Raw genomic sequence first — 15911 nt, 5'->3', positions numbered from 1 at the left:
ACAGCGTGTTGGGCAACATATGACCTTGTCTAATGTGCCTTCGTGCGGGGTTTTCTACGAACACAATCCCAGGCTATCGCCGTACCACATCGTCGAGCCCATGTGTTCAAATACTCCGACCAGCGGGAAAACCGATAGGTTAATTCAACTGCGGGCCTCACAGGAATTACTCCGCACGCTTCCCGGACGAGAAATGCGGCGCATTCCCTGTCTAACTTTGATAACTCCATGAGCTCGTAAGCTGCGCACATCTGGATTAGTCGGTCCTGGCTATCCAGCTGTGCTTTAAGGAAAAAGTCTCTCCCTAATCGTGCTCGTGAATGTAGCGCAACGTCACGCGTGTGGACTGCTCCGCCGAATCGCGCAGAACCGGATCCACGTTGTCGTAGACCTTGTCCACGATGTCGCGAACCTTGGCATCGGGGCGAGCTCTGCAAGCGCCTCACGCACCTGCTTGAGGCGGTACTCGCGCCGCTCAATGTAGCGCGCGGCCAGGTCGGCGGTATCCGGGTGATCCGGGCCGTGGCCAGGAAGGAGCGGGATGCCCTTGCCGCGCCCACTAGGCGTTATCCGGGAGGAGAGAACGGATTCCCGTCCATATACGCGTTGACCGTCCAGACATTCCTGCAGTGAGCCCCCCGCGCATCGAGTGTGTTGCGGTAGTGCGGTGGCAGACTAACTGACTCCTCTTCGAGGTAGTAGGACGGATCGTCGACAACGTCAATTCCCGGCCAGCGCTTTTCCACAACTGCGCGACCATCACGAGCAATAGACATCCCATCAGGGAATTGCGTCTTGTCATCTACAACAGCTCCGTCGAATGCTGTCGCGAGAGCCCGGCAACCACGTAAATCAGCACCAATAAGCACTGCCTCAGGGAAGACCGAACACAGAAGGTCGGATCCGGCAAAGGAGCTCCCTGCCAAATTCGCTCTATCAAAGTGGACGTTGGCAAAGTTTCCCGAGAAGTGACCTGATCGCACGTACGCTGCTATCCACATCGAGTACTGAAAATCTCCCGTGATGACCGCTCTCGTCCAGTAGCTGGATGTGAAGTCCGTTTTCCGCCCACGGACCCGGACTAATTTCGCGTCTTCGAGAACCGATTGAAAGAAGGAGACTGAGTCGATCACCGAACTGTCAAGCACCAAGCCCGGCAAGCGAGAAAAGGCCAAGGAGACATGACAAGGCACTGCCTTTGTCGAATCATGTCCCCCCTGTGGCATGAGATACACGTTTGGACACCTGGCCATATCATGAAGGTATGCATCAAACATCTCAGGCTGAGAGAAATACGCAGGCTCCACAATCCGCTCTATTAACCCTTGCACTGCCCGGTACGTAGGTTGCCAACGGCAGGTGTGGCGAGAGTGTCCATCCTTCCATCGCGTAAAGTTCCACTTCTGCCGTCTAAATAGTACCCCCTTATCTGCAGGCCGGTTTTTCGGATCAAATCCTGCGCAGCCAAAAGAGGAATTAGCGAAGGCAACGAGCACACTCACACAGTTACTGATCTGCTCTGCATCGCCGCCCAACAATATGGTGTCGAGATACTCCAGGGCTTGCTCCACTCCGGTTCTCCGCACACGGCATGAAGAGGACAAAAGGTTTGTTAGTATTGTCTGCCATAGCACCCCAGTAACCATCACCACCGCCTCATTTTTGACATATTCGGGGCCTCAGCATCGCTCGCTTGTACGCAGGAGACGTATTCTTGCCTTTCAAAGGAGCATTCTGCGTCGAAAAATGCACGTGAGAAATCACTCGATTCTAGGCCACAGGATTGGAACAAAGTCCCCGAAAACATCGTTTTGTCGAAGGTCGAGTGCAAAAAACTGCAATTATAGAAAATACAACCGCTAAACGATGAAGGATTAAAAGTGCAATTTGTGAAGACAGAATTAAATGCTTGAACGCTTTTAAAGGCAGCCTGTGAGAAAACAACGCTGTCAAAACTAGAATTTGAAAAATATAAAGACTCTGCCGATATTCCGATGAAGCTGCTACCGAAAAACCTCTTTCCACCAAATCCTGTTTTAAACCAGCGATTCGGGATCTCATCCGGGGCTATTAATCTGTCGAATTGCGTTTCCTCTCCTTTTACGGTCCAGTAGAGGTTACCATCACGGAACTGAATTCGATTGAGCACGGGATTTAACAATTCTTTGCGATTCATCCACGGCCATGGGTTCCTCGACTCATCAGAGCCACTTGCGCACTCGAGGAGGAAAGCCAAAACAGAATGGGAAAGGTCAGAATTCCTCGATTTATCGCTCAGACACAGGTTGTCAAGTACATTTATGAGATCAAGACCAGCGGCTAGCTTTGTGAAATCATCGCTACTATTCCATAGTTTTTGTATCCGCGCCAGTCGCTCCTCCATCATGCCTGTTACCACAGCACCAGTCTATCGGATAGATGGTGGTCAGGGGCCACATATTCGCTCATAAAAACGCGCGATTGGGAACACCCAATCGCGCGTTTTTGCGTCTCCGCTACTCGTGTTCCTTGATATAGCGCAACGTCACGCGTGTGGACTGCTCCGCCGAATCGCGCAGAACCGGGTCCACGTTGTCGTAGACCTTGTCCACGATGTCGCGAACCTTGGCATCGGGGCCGAGCTCCTCGAGCGCTTCGCGAACCTGCTTGAGGCGGTACTCGCGCCGCTCAATGTAGCGCGCGGCTAGGTCGGCGGTGTCCGGGTGATCCGGGCCGTGGCCGGGCAGGAGCGGAATGTCCTTGCCACGCTCAACGAGGAGCTTCAGCGAGTCGAGGTACTGGCCCAGGTCACCGTCGGTTTCGGAGATCATCGACGTGTGGCGGCCGACGATCGTGTCACCGGTGATAATGCCTTCTACCTTGTCATCTTTGCCGTGAACGAAGAAGCACGTGGAATGGGCCGTGTGACCAGGGGTTGCTACAACCTCGACAGTAGGAGTCACACCGTCGATGGAGACCACCTCACCGTCGACAAGCGGAGAACCGTCGACGCAGTAACGGGGATCCAACGAGCGAACCGGGGCCCCAGTCATCTGGGCGAAGCGCTCGGCGCCGCCCGCGTGATCCTGATGGCGGTGCGTGAGGAGGATGAGCCCCACGTGATCCGCCTTGGCCTGCAACACATTGAGGTGCCCCTCATCGTGCGGACCCGGGTCGATGACGATGGAGTTCGGGTCGCCCTGCGCCCGAACCACCCACGAGTTTGTTCCCTCCAGGGAGGAATAGCCCGCATTGGGACACAGAACCACACCGATGGACTCAGTCACCGGACGAAGAAGGCTGTACGCAGGATGTTGCATGAAAGTCGACCTTAAAACTCTACGATCAATTCAATCTCAACCGGGGCATCCATCGGCAACTCCGCAACGCCCACGGCTGAACGGGCGTGCACGCCCTTTTCACCAAAGACTTCCTCCATCAGCTCCGACGCGCCGTTCACCACGGCAGGCTGGGCGTTGAAGCCCGGCGCGGAGTTCACGAAGCCGACGATCTTCACCACGCGGGTGATCTTCTCCAGATCAACCTCGTTATTGATCGCCGCCAGCGCGTTGAGGGCGGCGGTACGAGCCAGGTCGTAGGCCTCCTCCTGGGTGACCTCGGCACCCACCTTGCCCGTCTTCGGCAGCGCGCCGTCGACGAAGGGGAGCTGGCCGGACGTGTACACATAATGACCCGTCACGACTGCAGGGGTGTAGGCGGCAACCGGCTTGGCTACCTCTGGCAACTCAATCATTTAATCCTCACTGTCACTTACTGGCCGCTTCATGTAGGCCACAACGTTTTCAGGGTTAGGTCCCGGCATGACCGTCACCAGTTCCCATCCGTCTTCGCCCCACGTGTCCAAGATCTGCTTGGTCGCGTGCGTAAGCAGTGGAACCGTTGCATACTCCCATTTAGTCATGTCAGTCATAGCCCCTATCTTAGGTGAAACCCGCCCATCTCACCGGCCCAGCGCAACTCAGACCACCCGCACGTACACAAAATGCCCGGTGGCCTGCACCACCGGGCTGTTCGCAGGACGCTGCGAGGGGTTCCGCGAGTGCGGAACACGAAAACACGTTAGATATCTTCGAGCGTGCCGCCCATCTCAAAGAAACGGGCCCAGCTCTTCACATGCGGGTACATCCGCAGGGCTGCGCGACGCTGACGCTCAGTGAGACCTCCCCAGACGCCGAACTCCACGCGGTTATCCAGTGCGTCGGCACGACAATCAAGCAGAACCGGGCAATCTTCGCAGATTTGCGCGGCTTCCCTCTGGGCGGCACCCTTCACAAAGAGGGCGTCGGGGTCGCCCTCACGGCAGCGAGCCTGTGTAATCCACTTCCCACGTTCCGGATCGAACTTACGGGCCGATCCTACGAGGTAGGGGCTTCGGCGCCGACGACGGATAAGTGAGGTGGTCATACGCTATCCTCCTGTCAATTATGCTTCCCTATACGGTTAGCCTATTCACAAGGAAGGCACCTTGTCTAATACGTCACAACATTGTTCAACAGTTGCTACCCCCATTTGTCACACCTCCCATTAGAGTATAGGCGTGCGTGCAATAACCTCACTAGCCCAAATTGTCACCGCCATCATCGTGGCCGGTGCGCTCATGGCGCTTGCCCTCGCCCCCGTGGCTGGCCTTTCAGGGATCGCTGCGGCCCGAACGCAGGAGGCCATGGAAACAGGACTCGCCGATCTCACAGACGGCACTGCCCCCGGTGTGACCACGATTTACGACAACGCGAACACCCCCATCGCCTGGATCTACAAACAGCGGCGCTTCGATGTCCCCGCAGACAAGATCGCCCAGCCGATGAAGGACGCGATCGTATCCATCGAGGATCGACGCTTCTACGACCACGACGGCGTGGACTGGACCGGGACGCTTCGCGCGATGGCCACCAACGTGCTTTCCGGCGGCGTCCGCCAGGGCGCATCCACGCTCGACCAGCAGTACGTGAAGAACTACATGTACCTGGTCAACGCGGACACCGAGGAGGAAGCTGCCGCCGCCGTGGAGACAAGCTACGCACGCAAACTCCGCGAGATGAAGATGGCCAGCGAGCTGGACAACAACCTCCCCAAAGACGAGATCCTCGCCCGCTACCTCAACATCGTGCCCTACGGCAACGGCGCCTTCGGCATCGAAGCCGCAGCGCGCACCTATTTTGGCACCTCGGCGGCACAACTCACCGTCCCGCAAGCGGCCCTCTTGGCAGGCGTTGTGCAGTCCACCTCCGGCCTCAACCCGTACGCCAACCCGGAGGGCGCACTCGAGCGCCGCAACACGGTGCTGCAGACGATGGCGGATTCGGGCAAGATTCCCGCCGAGGCACTCGCCGGCTACCAGGCCGAGCCACTCGGTGTCCTGCCTGAGCCCGTTGGTCTCCCCCAGGGCTGCATCACCGCCGGTGACCTCGGTTTCTTCTGCGACTACGTATTGGAATACCTGGACAGCAAGGGCTTAAGTACCGACGAGCTGACGAAGAGCTCCTACGAAATCCACACCACCATCGATCCGGCCATGCAGGCACGCGTCAAGCAGAGCGTGAACCAGTTCGCCAACCCGCAGACCCCCGGCGTGGCGGAGACGATGAACGTGATCAACCCCGGCGACAAGCGCGAGGTTCTCGCCATGGCGAACTCCCGTTCGTACGGGCTCGATGCCGATAACTTCGAAACAGTCCTGCCGCTGACGGCCTCGACGCTCGGCAGCGGCGCGGGTTCCGTGTTCAAGATTTTCACCGCCGCCACGGCACTCACCGAGGGCATCGGCATCGACACGGTGCTGCCCGTCCCCGTGCGCGTGGAAAAGTCCGGCATGGGCTTCGGTGGCGCGAAGAACTGCCCGCCCGGGATGTACTGCGTGGAAAACGCCGGCACCTACAAGCCGCAGATGACGCTGCGGGAGGCGCTTGCGCAATCGCCGAACACGACGTTTGTGAACCTCATCGAGACCGTCGGCGTGGAGGACACGGTGAACATGGCCGTCAAGCTCGGCCTGCGCAACTACAAGGACGAGGGCATCGCACAGGATGTCATCGACCACAACTCCGGCTCCTTCACCCTCGGCCCGACGCCGGTCAACCCGCTGGAGCTCACCAACGTCGCGGCGACGCTTGCCTCCGGCGGCCGCTGGTGTGAGCCGAACCCGATTGCCTCCATCACCGAGAACGGCACCCCTGTTGACCTGCATGTCCCCGCCTGCGAGGATGTCCTCGAGCCGGGTGCCGCCGGCGCTTTGGCCACGGCGCTTTCCGACGACCTCACCAAGGGCACGGCCTCCGATACCGCCAAGGCGATGAACTGGCAGGGCACGGCCTCCTCGAAGACCGGCACGACGGAAACGCACCAGTCCAGCGCCTTCCTCGGCTTCAACACGGGCTTCGCCGCCTCCACCTACATCTTCAACGACGGCCAGGTCAACACCCCGCTGTGTACCGCACCACTGCGCCAGTGCCAGGACGGCACCCTCTACGGTGGCATGGAGGCCACGGCGACATGGGTGAACGTGGCCAACCAGACGCCCACCGCCACGAGCGGAACGCTGCCGAAGGCGGATGCCCGCTACAATTCCGGCACCGCCACCCTGCCGGAGGTCGGCGGCCTAAGCAAGGAAGCGGCCACCAAGCGGCTGAAGGACGCGGGCTACGCTATCTCGAACGTCACCTACGCGCCCGGTAACGGTACCCCCAAGGAGCGCGCCCTCTACGCGCGTTTCGACGGCCTGGCCCACGCAGGTGCCGCCGTCACCCTCGTGCTTTCCGACGGCACGCGCGCCGCCCCGACCCCGACATCTGCCCCGAATCCCACGGGTGCTCCGGTGCCCCCCGCTGCGCCCCCGCAGGCGCCCACTGGCCCCTCCGATAAGGACCTGGAGGAACTCGCAAACGCCGTGGACGATCTTCTGAAAAACTTCGGCTAGCTCAGCTTGCCGAGCTCGGCACGGACGGCCTCGCTGAGGCGCTTGCCGTCGACGCGGCCACCGGCCTTGACCTTGGCAGCCTTCATAGCGGGACCCATCTGCGGGTTCTCGGCGACGACCTCGGACACCAGGGACGCAAGCTCGTCGTCGGAAAGCTGCTCGGGCTGGAACTCGGCAAGGATCTTCGCCTCGGCCAGCTCGTTCTCGGCGAGCTCCGGGCGACCGTTCTGCTCGTAAATCTCGGCAGATTCCTTGCGCTTCTTAATCTCGCGGGCAACGACGGTGAGCACCTGATCGTCGGTAAGCTCATGCTTCGAACCCTGCGTCTCCTCCGTGCCGATGGCCGACACGAGCATCCGCAACGTGTTCGTGCGCTCCTTGTTGCGGGCCTTCATGGAGGCGGTCATTTCTTTACGGATACGATCCTTCAATTCACTCATAGTCGCTAGCGTAGTCTTATACCTATGAAGAAGTTGCTGCCTGCTGCCCTCGCAACCGCAGGAGCCGCCAGTGTCGCCGGCGGGGCACTCCTCGCCTGGGGATACTCGGAGCTCACGAACTTTCAGCTCCGCGAGGTATCCGTCCCCGGACCCAAGTGCACCATCCTGCACATCTCGGATCTGCACATGCTTCCCGGGCAAAGGAAGAAGATCGACTTCGTCAACTCCCTCGCCGAGCTGAACCCCGACCTCGTCATCAACACCGGCGACAACCTCTCCGACCCGAAGGGGCTTCCCGACGCCATCCAGGCACTTACCCCACTCCTGCAGTTCCCCGGCGCATTCTGCTTTGGCACCAACGACTACTTCGGCCCCCGCCTGGTCAACCCCTTCGGCTACCTGCTGGGCAGGAAACGAAAAGTAAGCGAAAAGGAAAACGACTGGCGCTCGCTGCGCTCCGTCCTCGTGGAGCACGGCTGGCACGACGTGAATAACGCCCGCGCGGCTTTCAAACTCGGCGGCATCAACGTCTCCATTGGCGGCGTCGACGATCCCCACCACGACCTGGACGAGTACCCCGGTCCCCCGCACGAGGGCTCTGAACTCAAGCTCGCGCTCCTCCACGCCCCGGAACCCCGCGTGCTGGAGCAGTTTGCTGCCGACGGCTACCAGCTGGCACTCTCCGGCCATACCCACGGCGGCCAGATCTGCCTGCCGGGCGGGAAGACGATTGTGACCAACTGCGGCATCGACAGGGAACGCGCCAAGGGGCTGCACCGCTTCGGCGACATGTACATGCATGTTTCGGAAGGCCTCGGCACCGCCAAGTTCGCCCCCGTGCGCCTGTGGTGCCCGCCGGCGGCAACGCTGATCCACATGGGATAACTCCCGGGTTAACCTGGCGTTTTGGTCAATTCACCCGGTGTGCTCTACTATATTCTCTTGTCTACGGGATATGGCGCAGCTTGGTAGCGCGCCTCGTTCGGGACGAGGAGGTCGCAAGTTCAAATCTTGTTATCCCGACCAAGACAACCCCTCCGGGCTTTCAGCTCGGAGGGGTTTTACTTTTCTTACACTTCGTAGCCCGACCCATTTTCAAGTGGCCCCGAATGATTATGCCCCGATTACTGGCTGAACATCCCCGTAGGTGATGGGAGTTTCAGGATCGACTAATTCCCCGTCCACTGCATCGTCGGCTTGGATGCGTTCATAGCTATCCTCAGTCTTTTTCCTGTCCTGTTCCATGCACGGTGAACCCCCTGTCCCCTATCCGGAATTTGGTAAATGTAGATTTTCTCGCCCGCTCCGGTTCGAGCTATGACTTTCTTTTTGAAAGATTCTGTTTCCACTGATCTCTCCCCCCTTTACGGCCCATGAATTTCCACTTGTTTGGTGATCGGATATGCCCGGGCCGCATTCGGGTCGGGGCACGCACCATTTGTGGCCCAACGGGTTCCGATGCCCGAATGGTTGGCGGGGCTTGGGCCGCATTGGGGCACACAGAGCGGGTTACGCTAGCTGCTCCTCGCGCGTGGTGACGATGAGGCCACCGGAGATGGCGGCAAGTGCTGCGAGGACGGCGATGCCGGTCCAGAGGATGACCTGGTTGCCACCGTTGCCAAGCGCGGTGATGGCGGCGGTGGGATAGTTCAGTGGCATGATGCCGGCCAGGGCCTGCGCCCAGCGGGCGGCGCCGCCGGAGGTCAGCGACTCCCATACCCAACCGGTGATCCCGGCCTGCACCAGCGCGCCGGCCAGCACGATGCCGTAGCCAATCTGGCCAAAGTAGCGGGTCAGCAGTGTAGCGGACAGGGTTCCGACGGCGGCGGTCAGGGCCAGCACGAGGGCGATGCCGACAAGTGCCAGCGGGGAGACGGCGGTGCTCAGCAGCCAGAGAAGGATGATGCCGAGGGCGACGATCGCCACGTTGGAGCCCACCTTCCACCACAGTGGCAGGCGGGTGAGCCCCACGAAAGCGGCGGCGAGGAGAACAACGAGGGAGACGAGGAAGGCGTACAGCGGCGGGAGGAAGGTGTCCGGCTTCTCGTTTTCCTCTTCGTTCACCACGGGGAGCACGGGGATGGCCCTGGCTGTGCCCTTGATATTGTCGGTGGATTTTTGGGCCATGCCATCGACACGCTCAGCACCGGCCTTGAGGTCATCGGCGCCCTTTTTCGCCTCGTTGACACCGCTTTCAAGCTGGCCCAGCCCCTGGGCGAGCTGCTGCGCGCCCTGCGTGGCGGTGTAGATGCCGTCGTGGTACTGGGAGCCGTTCTTGCCCAGCTGGTTTGCCACCTCGCGGGAGCCGGAGCGCAGCGCTGCGAGCTGGTCGACGATAGTGGCATCGAACTGGAAGTTCTCCACTTGGGGGCGTACCTCGGCGAGGCGTGCGCGAGCTTGCTTGGCGTCGGGAAGCGGGTTCTTGGCCAGGTCTGCGTCGGTCTGGTCGATCATGGTGAGGAGCTGCTGCTGGATGATCCCGATCTGGTTGACGTAGCCCACGGCCTCCTCGACGCCGTCGGCGACGCGGGTGGCACCATCGGCAAGCTGGGTGGTGCCGGCCTGCAGCTGCGTCATTCCCTGGGAGAGCTGGGTGGCGGCGCTAGAGGCGGTGGAGGCACCGGACGACAGTTCCCCCATGCCGTCGGAAAGCTTGGTGGAGCCATCGAGGAGTTCCTGGGTGCCGCGCTTGACGAAGTCGGCCTGCGTGGAGGCCTCGCCGGCGGCGCGGCGGGCGGGGACGAGATCCGCGCCGGAGACCATGGGGACGGGCGCGCCCTCTTCCTCTTTACTCCACGTGGATGCCAGGTCAGTGGCGAAAAAAGTGCCAACCGCAAGCGGGATGAGGAGGAGTAGTGCCAGGAGCCTTTTCATAAAAGATAAAGGTAGTAAAGGCAATTCCGGTTCGGGTAACGCCACACCGACTGGTAAGGTAGCAACCTACAAAACAGTAAGGATTTTTCATTGTGACTCAAGCTCTGTGCTTGGCGGCCGCCGCGTTTGTCCTCTCGCCGGTGGCCGTCAAACTTCTGCAACGACGAGCCGGCTGGCTTCTCGGCACACTGCTTCTGGTAGGCGCGTTTTTTGTCGCGCCCGATGTGTTCTCCGGCACCCGCCGGGACATCGGCTGGACGTGGATGCGGGACCTTGCCGGCCCCGGCCAAGATGTAACCTTTGGATTTAGTGGCGACGCCCTGAGCCTCACCTTCGCGCTACTCGCGTTGGGGATCGGTGGCGTCGTTTTGCTTTATTCAGCGGCCTATTTACATGAGGACGACAAGCCGCGCTCCTTCTATATCTTCATGACGGGCTTCGCGCTCAGCGTGCTCATCCTCGTTCTCGCCGCCGATGTGGTGGTGCTGTTCGTCGGCTGGGAGCTCGTCTCCATCGCCAGCTTCCTGCTCATCGCCCAATCGGGCTCCGCCGGGGAAAAGGGCGCATCGCGCACGTTGATACTCACCTTCTTCGGTGGGCTGACGCTCTTGGCGGCCCTCGGCATCGCCGTGGCGGTGACGGGGACGACGAATATTGAGGCGATTGTAGCCTCGCCCGCCTGGGAATCTTCCGGCCTGACAACGGCGTTCGCGCTGCTCATCGCGTGCTCGGGGTTCACCAAGGCCGCGCAGTTCCCATTCCACCTGTGGCTCCCGGAGGCGATGGCCGCCGCCACGCCTGTCTCGGCGTTCCTGCACGCCGCCGCGGTGGTGAAGGCCGGCATCTACCTGCTCATCCGGTTCAGCCCCGTGTTCGCGGGTAACCAGGTGTGGGCGGTGACGCTCATGGTGGTGGGCATGGGCACCGCCATCATGTCGGCATTCTTCGCCATCCAGAAGACGGACCTGAAGAAGCTCACCGCCTACTCCACGGTGAGCCACCTCGGCTGGATCGTCGCCACGATCGGCACCGGGGCGATCGCAGCGGCCGTGGTCCACACGATCGCGCACGCGCTGTTCAAGTCCTCGCTGTTCATGCTCGTCGGTGTCGTCGACCACCAGGCCGGCTCGCGCGACGTGCGCAGGCTGGGCAGCCTGTGGCGGCGGATGCCGTTCACCTTCGGTGGCGCAGTCCTCGCCACCGCCAGCATGGCCGCCGTCCCGCCGCTCATGGGCTTTGTGTCCAAGGAGGCGATGCTCACCGCGTTCGAGCCGTTCCCGCTGCTGCTGGCGGCCGGCGCGGTCGGCGCGCTGCTGACATTCGTGTACTCCACCCGCTACGTCTTCGGTGCGTTCGTCGACGGCCCGCGCGACATGTCGGAGGCCCGCGAAGCCCCGGTCTCCCTGTGGCTTCCCGCCGCCTTCCCCGGCGCGCTGTCGATCGTCTTGCCGTTCACGCTCGGGCTTTTCGACGCGCCACTGACGGCAATCACCGGCGAGGAACAGCACCTCGCGCTCTGGCACGGGGTGACGGTGCCGTTCCTCATCTCGATGGTGGTTCTGGTCCTGGGGGTTGTCGCCCTGGTTTACCGCCGCCGGATCTGGGCGCTTGTCGACGATCGCTCGCTCTTCCCCGGTTCCGGTAACCAGGCGCTCCAGGCTGTTGTCCAGTGGCTGACCCAGTGGGGCCGGGTGGCCGCAGAGATGGCCAACTCGCTGTCGCCCACCCGCCACCTGGCATGGGTGTTTGTCATGCTCGTCGCACTGGCGGGCGGGTCGGTCGCCTTCGGGCCTCCGCTGGGTGAGCGGATTGTTACCGACCGGTGGACGGACATTATTCCGTTGGTGATTGTGCTCGTCAGCGTCATCGGCCTGACGATGGTGGCAAAGACCCGCCTGGCCGGTGCCCTCCTGCTCGGCACCGCCGGGGTGGGGGCGACGTTCCAGATCCTCACACTCGGTGCCCCGGATGTGGCGCTCACCCAGTTCCTTGTGGAGATCCTCACCGTCCTCATCATCATGCTGGCCATCCGCCACCAGCCGCCACGCTTCCAACCCACCTCCCTGCGGAGGAAGCGGGGCGCCGCCATCCTTGCTGTTCTCATGGGTGGCTCGGCCACACTTGCCGTGTGGGCACTGTACGGGCGCACCGGCCGTTCGGAACTGTCCCAGTGGTATCTGCACAATGCCCCGGACATCACCAGTGGCGACAACATCGTGAACACCATCCTCGTGGAGTTCCGCGCCCTGGATACCCTCGGGGAGCTGTCCGTTTTGGGCATGGCCGGCGTCGTCATCGCCGCCGTCGTGTCCTCCATCCCCCGCCAGCCGGAGGTGGTCACCCGCCCGTTCGGGTTTGAGGACGCCAACGCCGTGCCGCTCATGCAGCTGCGCCGCTACCTCGTTCCCATCCTCTGCGTGCTGAGCCTGTTTATCTTCATGCGCGGCCACAACGACCCGGGTGGCGGCTTCATCGCCGCCCTCGTGGGAAGCGCCGCCATCGCCATCATGTACCTGAGCGGTGGCACGGAAAAGCCCGTCACCGGCCCGTACACACCGGCGATCCTCACCGGTGTGGGCATGCTCGTCGCACTCGCCTCGGGTTACATCGGGATGACGCACGGCTCGTTCCTCTACGCCATCCACGGTCACATCCTCGGTGAGCACGTGACCACATCCATGATCTTCGACGCGGGCGTCTACCTCGCCGTGTTGGGAATGATCACCGCAGCCATCAACAACCTGGGGGTGAAGAAATGATCATCGCACTGACCATCGGCATCCTCATCGCGGGAGGCGTGTACCTCGTCCTCCAACGCGGCATGGTGCGCATCGTGTTCGGCATGACGCTCATCAGCCACGCGGTGAACCTCATCATCCTGTCCGCCGGCGTCCCCGCCTGGCGCGGCCAACCGTTTGGCTCCACGCCGATTGAGGATGCCGCCGACCCGCTGCCACAGGCCTTCGTGCTGACCGCCATCGTCATCACCATGGCCGTCACCGCGTTCATGCTCACGCTGGCAGCGCTCGGCACCAACGATGACACCAAGCGCGACAAGAAGCGCGACGGTGCAGTCGAAGATGGTGCCGTTCCAAACAACATTGTCGCTGTCGCAAGCGACAATGTCGACACCGCAAGCGGGGGCGTCGCCACTGCAAGCGATGGCGACGTTAAGAGAGGAGATGAAGCCTAAATGCTGATTCTGCTTTTCCTCGCCGTCCCGCTGACGGCCTCCGCTCTCGCGGTGATCTTCCCCGCACTCGGCTGCTACCTGCAGCTCATCGTCCCCGCAGGACTTATCCCTGCGGCGATCTACCTGTACGGCTACGGCACCGTGGCGCACTCCACCGGTTTGTACGTCGGCGGCGTGGCCATCCCCTTTGTTGCCGACCGATTCTCCGCCATCATGATTGCCACCACTGCGATCGTGGCGCTCGGCGCGAACTGGTTTGCCTTCCAGACCACCAAGCAGCGGTTCTACCCGGCGCTGACGCTCATGCTTATTGCGGGTGTCAACGGCGCGCTGCTCACCGCTGATCTCTTCAACTTCTTCGTGTTCATTGAGGTCATGCTCCTGCCGTCCTACGGCCTCTTGGCCATGCAGGGCGGACGGGACAGGCTGCGCGCCGGGCGCGTGTTTGTGCTGGTGAACCTGTCCGCGTCGACGCTGTTGCTCGCGGGCGTCGCGTTCCTCTACGGCCAAGTGGGCACCGCCAACCTGGCGGCACTTGCCGGTGCTGGTGAGGTCGCCCCGATCCCCCTGGCCATCATCGTCATTGCGCTGTGCGCCAAGGCCGGCACGTTCCCCGTGCACACGTGGCTGCCGCGCACGTACCCGGTCACCTCTGCCAGCGTCATGGGGCTCTTCTCCGGCTTGCACACGAAGGTGGCGGTGTACATGCTGTTCCGCATCTGGGTGGTCGTGTTCGACATGGATGCCCGCTGGAACTGGCTCATTATCACCGTGTGCGTGGCGAGCATGCTTATCGGCGGCTTCGGTGGCCTGGGTGAGCACACGCTGCGCCGCATCATCGGCTACCAGATGGTCAACGGCATGCCGTTCATCCTCATCGTGTTCGCGTTTTGCACCCACGATCCGCAGCGTGCACTCGCCGCCGGCATCATGTACGCGCTGCACCACATGGTGACCATCGGCTCGCTCGTCCTCACCTCTGGTGCGGTGGAGGAAGCCTACGGCACCGACCGGTTGAAGAAACTGTCGGGCTTGCAGGAACGCGAGCCGCTTACGGCGTTCGTGTTCGCCGCCGGCGCGTTCTCCATCGTCGGTTTCCCACCGCTGTCCGGCATTGTGGGCAAGGTCCTCGTCGTGTTCGAGGCGGCCCGCGCCGAGCAGTACTTCGTCATCGCGATCATCATCATCGCCTCCTTCGGCGCGCTGCTTTCTATGCTGCGCGCCTACCGCGAGGCGTTCTGGGGTGCGCCGATGAAGAACGCGCCCCGTGAGGCGCGCGTAGGAGCCTTGATCGCCCCGGGCGCTGCGCTCATCGCCGTGAGCTTCGCCATGTTCTTCGGCGCAGGCTTCGTCTTCGACTGGGTGCAGGGTGCCGCCGCCTCGCTTCTCGACGTCGCAACCTACTCTGAGGCCGTCCTCGGCCCCGACCCGATTGGAGTGGTATGAGTATCAAATACTTCTTCTGGCTCATTGGCCAGGTCATCGTCGGTGGCGTGACCATCGCCGTCGACATGCTGCGGCCGAGCCCCAACGTCAAGCCCGTGGTGGTGCACTACCCGCTGCGCATCACGAGTGAGCGCGAACTGGCGGCGTTTTCCACCTCCGTCACCATGACACCGGGCACGCTGTCCCTTGGCTTCCACGACGGGTTCCTCGACGTCCACGCCGTGTACGGCCAGGACCCCGACGAGGTGCTCGCGGGGCTGGCGGAGATGGAGGAACGCCTCAACCCCGCAGTGAAGGACCTGGACCGGGGTGCCCCCGGCCAAGGGCCTGGCAACCCCCTGCGCTCGACGCTTATCGCTGGGCGTTCCGACGACAACTACGGCCCGACGGAGACCTTCGATGGACCGTCGAAAGCCTACGGTGAGCGGGAAAGGAAGACAGATGTTTAACGTTGTCATGTACATCGGCATGGGCATGTTTGCCGTGGCGCTTCTTGCCACGCTGGCGCTCATGCTGAAGAAGGGTGACCGGTCGCGAGCCGTGGTCAGCGACCTCGTGTTCTACTGCATGGTGGGAATGTACGTCATCTGGACGTTCATCTCCGACACCTCCATCATCTACGAGGTAGCGCTGCTGGCGGCCCTGCTCGGGCTCATCACCACTGTCAGTAATGCGCGGATCCTGTCCCAGGGGAGGCGCTAATGATTACCGAAATCATTGTCGGCATCGCCGTCATCTTCGCGGGGCTCATGGCGCTCGCCTCGGCGCGGGCGATCTGGGTCGCACCGGATGCGCTCACCCGCGCGAACGTCCTCGGCCCCACCACGTGTATCGCGATTCCCGTGTTGCTCATGGCGAAGCTGCTGCACGATTGGGTCACCGACGGCTTCGACCCCAATGACACCGTGCGTGCCGTGCTCAGTATCACCGGCATGCTTGTTGTGGCTTCCGTCTCCAGCTTCTACATGGGCAGGGCTCTGTTCTCGACGCGTAACGAGGACCCCACTCAGCATGAGCTGGAGGACGACCCCCGTATGATTTAGGG

The 15911-nt window shown here is 61.8% G+C and carries 16 protein-coding genes, 1 tRNA gene and 2 pseudogenes; 9 read left to right on the top strand and 10 right to left on the bottom strand.

Going from position 1 to position 15911, the window contains the following annotated elements:
• Positions 1-304: 304 nt before the first annotated feature.
• The 8 genes and pseudogenes from CGLUCO_RS01550 to CGLUCO_RS01515 form a co-directional block, all read right to left on the bottom strand.
• Positions 305-555: pseudogene (locus CGLUCO_RS01550) on the bottom strand (MBL fold metallo-hydrolase); the annotation flags it as partial.
• 11 nt (positions 556-566) lie between these two features.
• Complete coding sequence (locus CGLUCO_RS01545; protein ID WP_231286109.1) at positions 567-776, bottom strand: hypothetical protein; 210 nt, start codon at positions 774-776, stop codon at positions 567-569.
• Between the two features lie 75 nt (positions 777-851).
• Positions 852-1001: pseudogene (locus CGLUCO_RS01540) on the bottom strand (pentapeptide repeat-containing protein); the annotation flags it as partial.
• A gap of 644 nt (positions 1002-1645) precedes the next feature.
• Positions 1646-2398: a pentapeptide repeat-containing protein gene (locus tag CGLUCO_RS01535; RefSeq protein ID WP_232621905.1), complete on the bottom strand. Its 753-nt coding sequence runs from the start codon at positions 2396-2398 to the stop codon at positions 1646-1648.
• A gap of 97 nt (positions 2399-2495) precedes the next feature.
• On the bottom strand, positions 2496-3299 hold the full coding sequence (locus CGLUCO_RS01530) for an MBL fold metallo-hydrolase (RefSeq protein ID WP_084036037.1): 804 nt from the start codon (positions 3297-3299) through the stop codon (positions 2496-2498).
• An 11-nt stretch (positions 3300-3310) separates the two neighbouring features.
• The gene (locus tag CGLUCO_RS01525) at positions 3311-3733 is read right to left on the bottom strand and encodes a RidA family protein (protein ID WP_005390852.1); all 423 of its coding nucleotides are present in this window, start codon (positions 3731-3733) and stop codon (positions 3311-3313) included.
• Positions 3734-3901, bottom strand: coding sequence for a Sp36 family protein (gene sp36 / locus CGLUCO_RS01520; RefSeq protein WP_143336837.1), 168 nt, complete (start codon positions 3899-3901; stop codon positions 3734-3736).
• 158 nt (positions 3902-4059) lie between these two features.
• Entirely contained in the window at positions 4060-4404 is a 345-nt protein-coding gene (locus CGLUCO_RS01515) for a WhiB family transcriptional regulator (protein ID WP_005390856.1), read from the bottom strand.
• A 193-nt stretch (positions 4405-4597) separates the two neighbouring features.
• On the opposite strand from CGLUCO_RS01515, the gene CGLUCO_RS01510 reads away from it, so the two are divergent.
• Positions 4598-6913, top strand: a complete 2316-nt coding sequence (locus CGLUCO_RS01510; RefSeq protein WP_169305135.1) for a transglycosylase domain-containing protein — start codon at positions 4598-4600, stop codon at positions 6911-6913.
• Here CGLUCO_RS01510 and CGLUCO_RS01505 read toward each other — a convergent pair.
• Positions 6910-7353, bottom strand: coding sequence for a GatB/YqeY domain-containing protein (locus tag CGLUCO_RS01505; protein WP_084036036.1), 444 nt, complete (start codon positions 7351-7353; stop codon positions 6910-6912). The two genes, CGLUCO_RS01510 and CGLUCO_RS01505, sit on opposite strands and share 4 nt — an antisense overlap.
• A 24-nt stretch (positions 7354-7377) precedes the next feature.
• Between CGLUCO_RS01505 and CGLUCO_RS01500 the strand changes: the two genes are divergently transcribed.
• Both CGLUCO_RS01500 and CGLUCO_RS01495 read left to right on the top strand, forming a co-directional pair.
• Positions 7378-8238, top strand: coding sequence for a metallophosphoesterase (locus tag CGLUCO_RS01500; protein WP_005390862.1), 861 nt, complete (start codon positions 7378-7380; stop codon positions 8236-8238).
• Between the two features lie 64 nt (positions 8239-8302).
• A tRNA-Pro gene (locus tag CGLUCO_RS01495) sits at positions 8303-8379 on the top strand.
• A gap of 483 nt (positions 8380-8862) precedes the next feature.
• Here the strand turns inward: CGLUCO_RS01495 and CGLUCO_RS01490 are convergent.
• Entirely contained in the window at positions 8863-10227 is a 1365-nt protein-coding gene (locus CGLUCO_RS01490) for a membrane protein (RefSeq protein WP_005396245.1), read from the bottom strand.
• 92 nt (positions 10228-10319) lie between these two features.
• Here CGLUCO_RS01490 and CGLUCO_RS01485 point away from each other — a divergent pair, with 92 nt between their 5' ends.
• From CGLUCO_RS01485 to CGLUCO_RS01460, 6 genes are read left to right on the top strand one after another with little or no spacing between them, the layout of a single operon-like run.
• Positions 10320-12986, top strand: coding sequence for a DUF4040 family protein (locus tag CGLUCO_RS01485; RefSeq protein WP_084036035.1), 2667 nt, complete (start codon positions 10320-10322; stop codon positions 12984-12986).
• Positions 12983-13420: a sodium:proton antiporter gene (locus CGLUCO_RS01480; protein ID WP_084036034.1), complete on the top strand. Its 438-nt coding sequence runs from the start codon at positions 12983-12985 to the stop codon at positions 13418-13420. Before CGLUCO_RS01485 ends, CGLUCO_RS01480 begins: the two co-directional genes overlap by 4 nt.
• Positions 13421-14866: a monovalent cation/H+ antiporter subunit D family protein gene (locus CGLUCO_RS01475; protein ID WP_084036033.1), complete on the top strand. Its 1446-nt coding sequence runs from the start codon at positions 13421-13423 to the stop codon at positions 14864-14866.
• Complete coding sequence (locus tag CGLUCO_RS01470) at positions 14863-15315, top strand: monovalent cation/H+ antiporter subunit E (protein WP_084036032.1); 453 nt, start codon at positions 14863-14865, stop codon at positions 15313-15315. The genes CGLUCO_RS01475 and CGLUCO_RS01470 overlap by 4 nt, the downstream gene beginning before the upstream one ends.
• On the top strand, positions 15308-15568 hold the full coding sequence (locus tag CGLUCO_RS01465; RefSeq protein WP_084036031.1) for a monovalent cation/H+ antiporter complex subunit F: 261 nt from the start codon (positions 15308-15310) through the stop codon (positions 15566-15568). The genes CGLUCO_RS01470 and CGLUCO_RS01465 overlap by 8 nt, the downstream gene beginning before the upstream one ends.
• Positions 15568-15909: a Na+/H+ antiporter subunit G gene (locus tag CGLUCO_RS01460; protein WP_084036030.1), complete on the top strand. Its 342-nt coding sequence runs from the start codon at positions 15568-15570 to the stop codon at positions 15907-15909. The genes CGLUCO_RS01465 and CGLUCO_RS01460 overlap by 1 nt, the downstream gene beginning before the upstream one ends.
• Positions 15910-15911: the final 2 nt, after the last annotated feature.

Origin of the sequence: Corynebacterium glucuronolyticum DSM 44120, from assembly GCF_030440595.1 — a bacterium.
GTDB lineage: Bacteria > Actinomycetota > Actinomycetes > Mycobacteriales > Mycobacteriaceae > Corynebacterium > Corynebacterium glucuronolyticum.
This window is presented reverse-complemented; position numbering and strand designations above follow the sequence as displayed.

Excerpts from the sequence above, each read along its gene's own strand:
- CGLUCO_RS01510 (WP_169305135.1), top strand. The coding sequence starts at position 4,598 with ATGGCGCTTGCCCTCGCCCCCGTGGCTGGCCTTTCAGGGATCGCTGCG.
- CGLUCO_RS01505 (WP_084036036.1), bottom strand. The coding sequence starts at position 7,353 with ATGAGTGAATTGAAGGATCGTATCCGTAAAGAAATGACCGCCTCCATG.
- CGLUCO_RS01460 (WP_084036030.1), top strand. The coding sequence starts at position 15,568 with ATGATTACCGAAATCATTGTCGGCATCGCCGTCATCTTCGCGGGGCTC.
- CGLUCO_RS01470 (WP_084036032.1), top strand. The coding sequence starts at position 14,863 with ATGAGTATCAAATACTTCTTCTGGCTCATTGGCCAGGTCATCGTCGGT.
- sp36 (WP_143336837.1), bottom strand. The coding sequence starts at position 3,901 with ATGACTAAATGGGAGTATGCAACGGTTCCACTGCTTACGCACGCGACC.
- CGLUCO_RS01530 (WP_084036037.1), bottom strand. The coding sequence starts at position 3,299 with ATGCAACATCCTGCGTACAGCCTTCTTCGTCCGGTGACTGAGTCCATC.
- CGLUCO_RS01490 (WP_005396245.1), bottom strand. The coding sequence starts at position 10,227 with ATGAAAAGGCTCCTGGCACTACTCCTCCTCATCCCGCTTGCGGTTGGC.
- CGLUCO_RS01475 (WP_084036033.1), top strand. The coding sequence starts at position 13,421 with ATGCTGATTCTGCTTTTCCTCGCCGTCCCGCTGACGGCCTCCGCTCTC.
- CGLUCO_RS01465 (WP_084036031.1), top strand. The coding sequence starts at position 15,308 with ATGTTTAACGTTGTCATGTACATCGGCATGGGCATGTTTGCCGTGGCG.
- CGLUCO_RS01545 (WP_231286109.1), bottom strand. The coding sequence starts at position 776 with ATGTCTATTGCTCGTGATGGTCGCGCAGTTGTGGAAAAGCGCTGGCCG.
- CGLUCO_RS01500 (WP_005390862.1), top strand. The coding sequence starts at position 7,378 with ATGAAGAAGTTGCTGCCTGCTGCCCTCGCAACCGCAGGAGCCGCCAGT.
- CGLUCO_RS01515 (WP_005390856.1), bottom strand. The coding sequence starts at position 4,404 with ATGACCACCTCACTTATCCGTCGTCGGCGCCGAAGCCCCTACCTCGTA.
- CGLUCO_RS01525 (WP_005390852.1), bottom strand. The coding sequence starts at position 3,733 with ATGATTGAGTTGCCAGAGGTAGCCAAGCCGGTTGCCGCCTACACCCCT.
- CGLUCO_RS01480 (WP_084036034.1), top strand. The coding sequence starts at position 12,983 with ATGATCATCGCACTGACCATCGGCATCCTCATCGCGGGAGGCGTGTAC.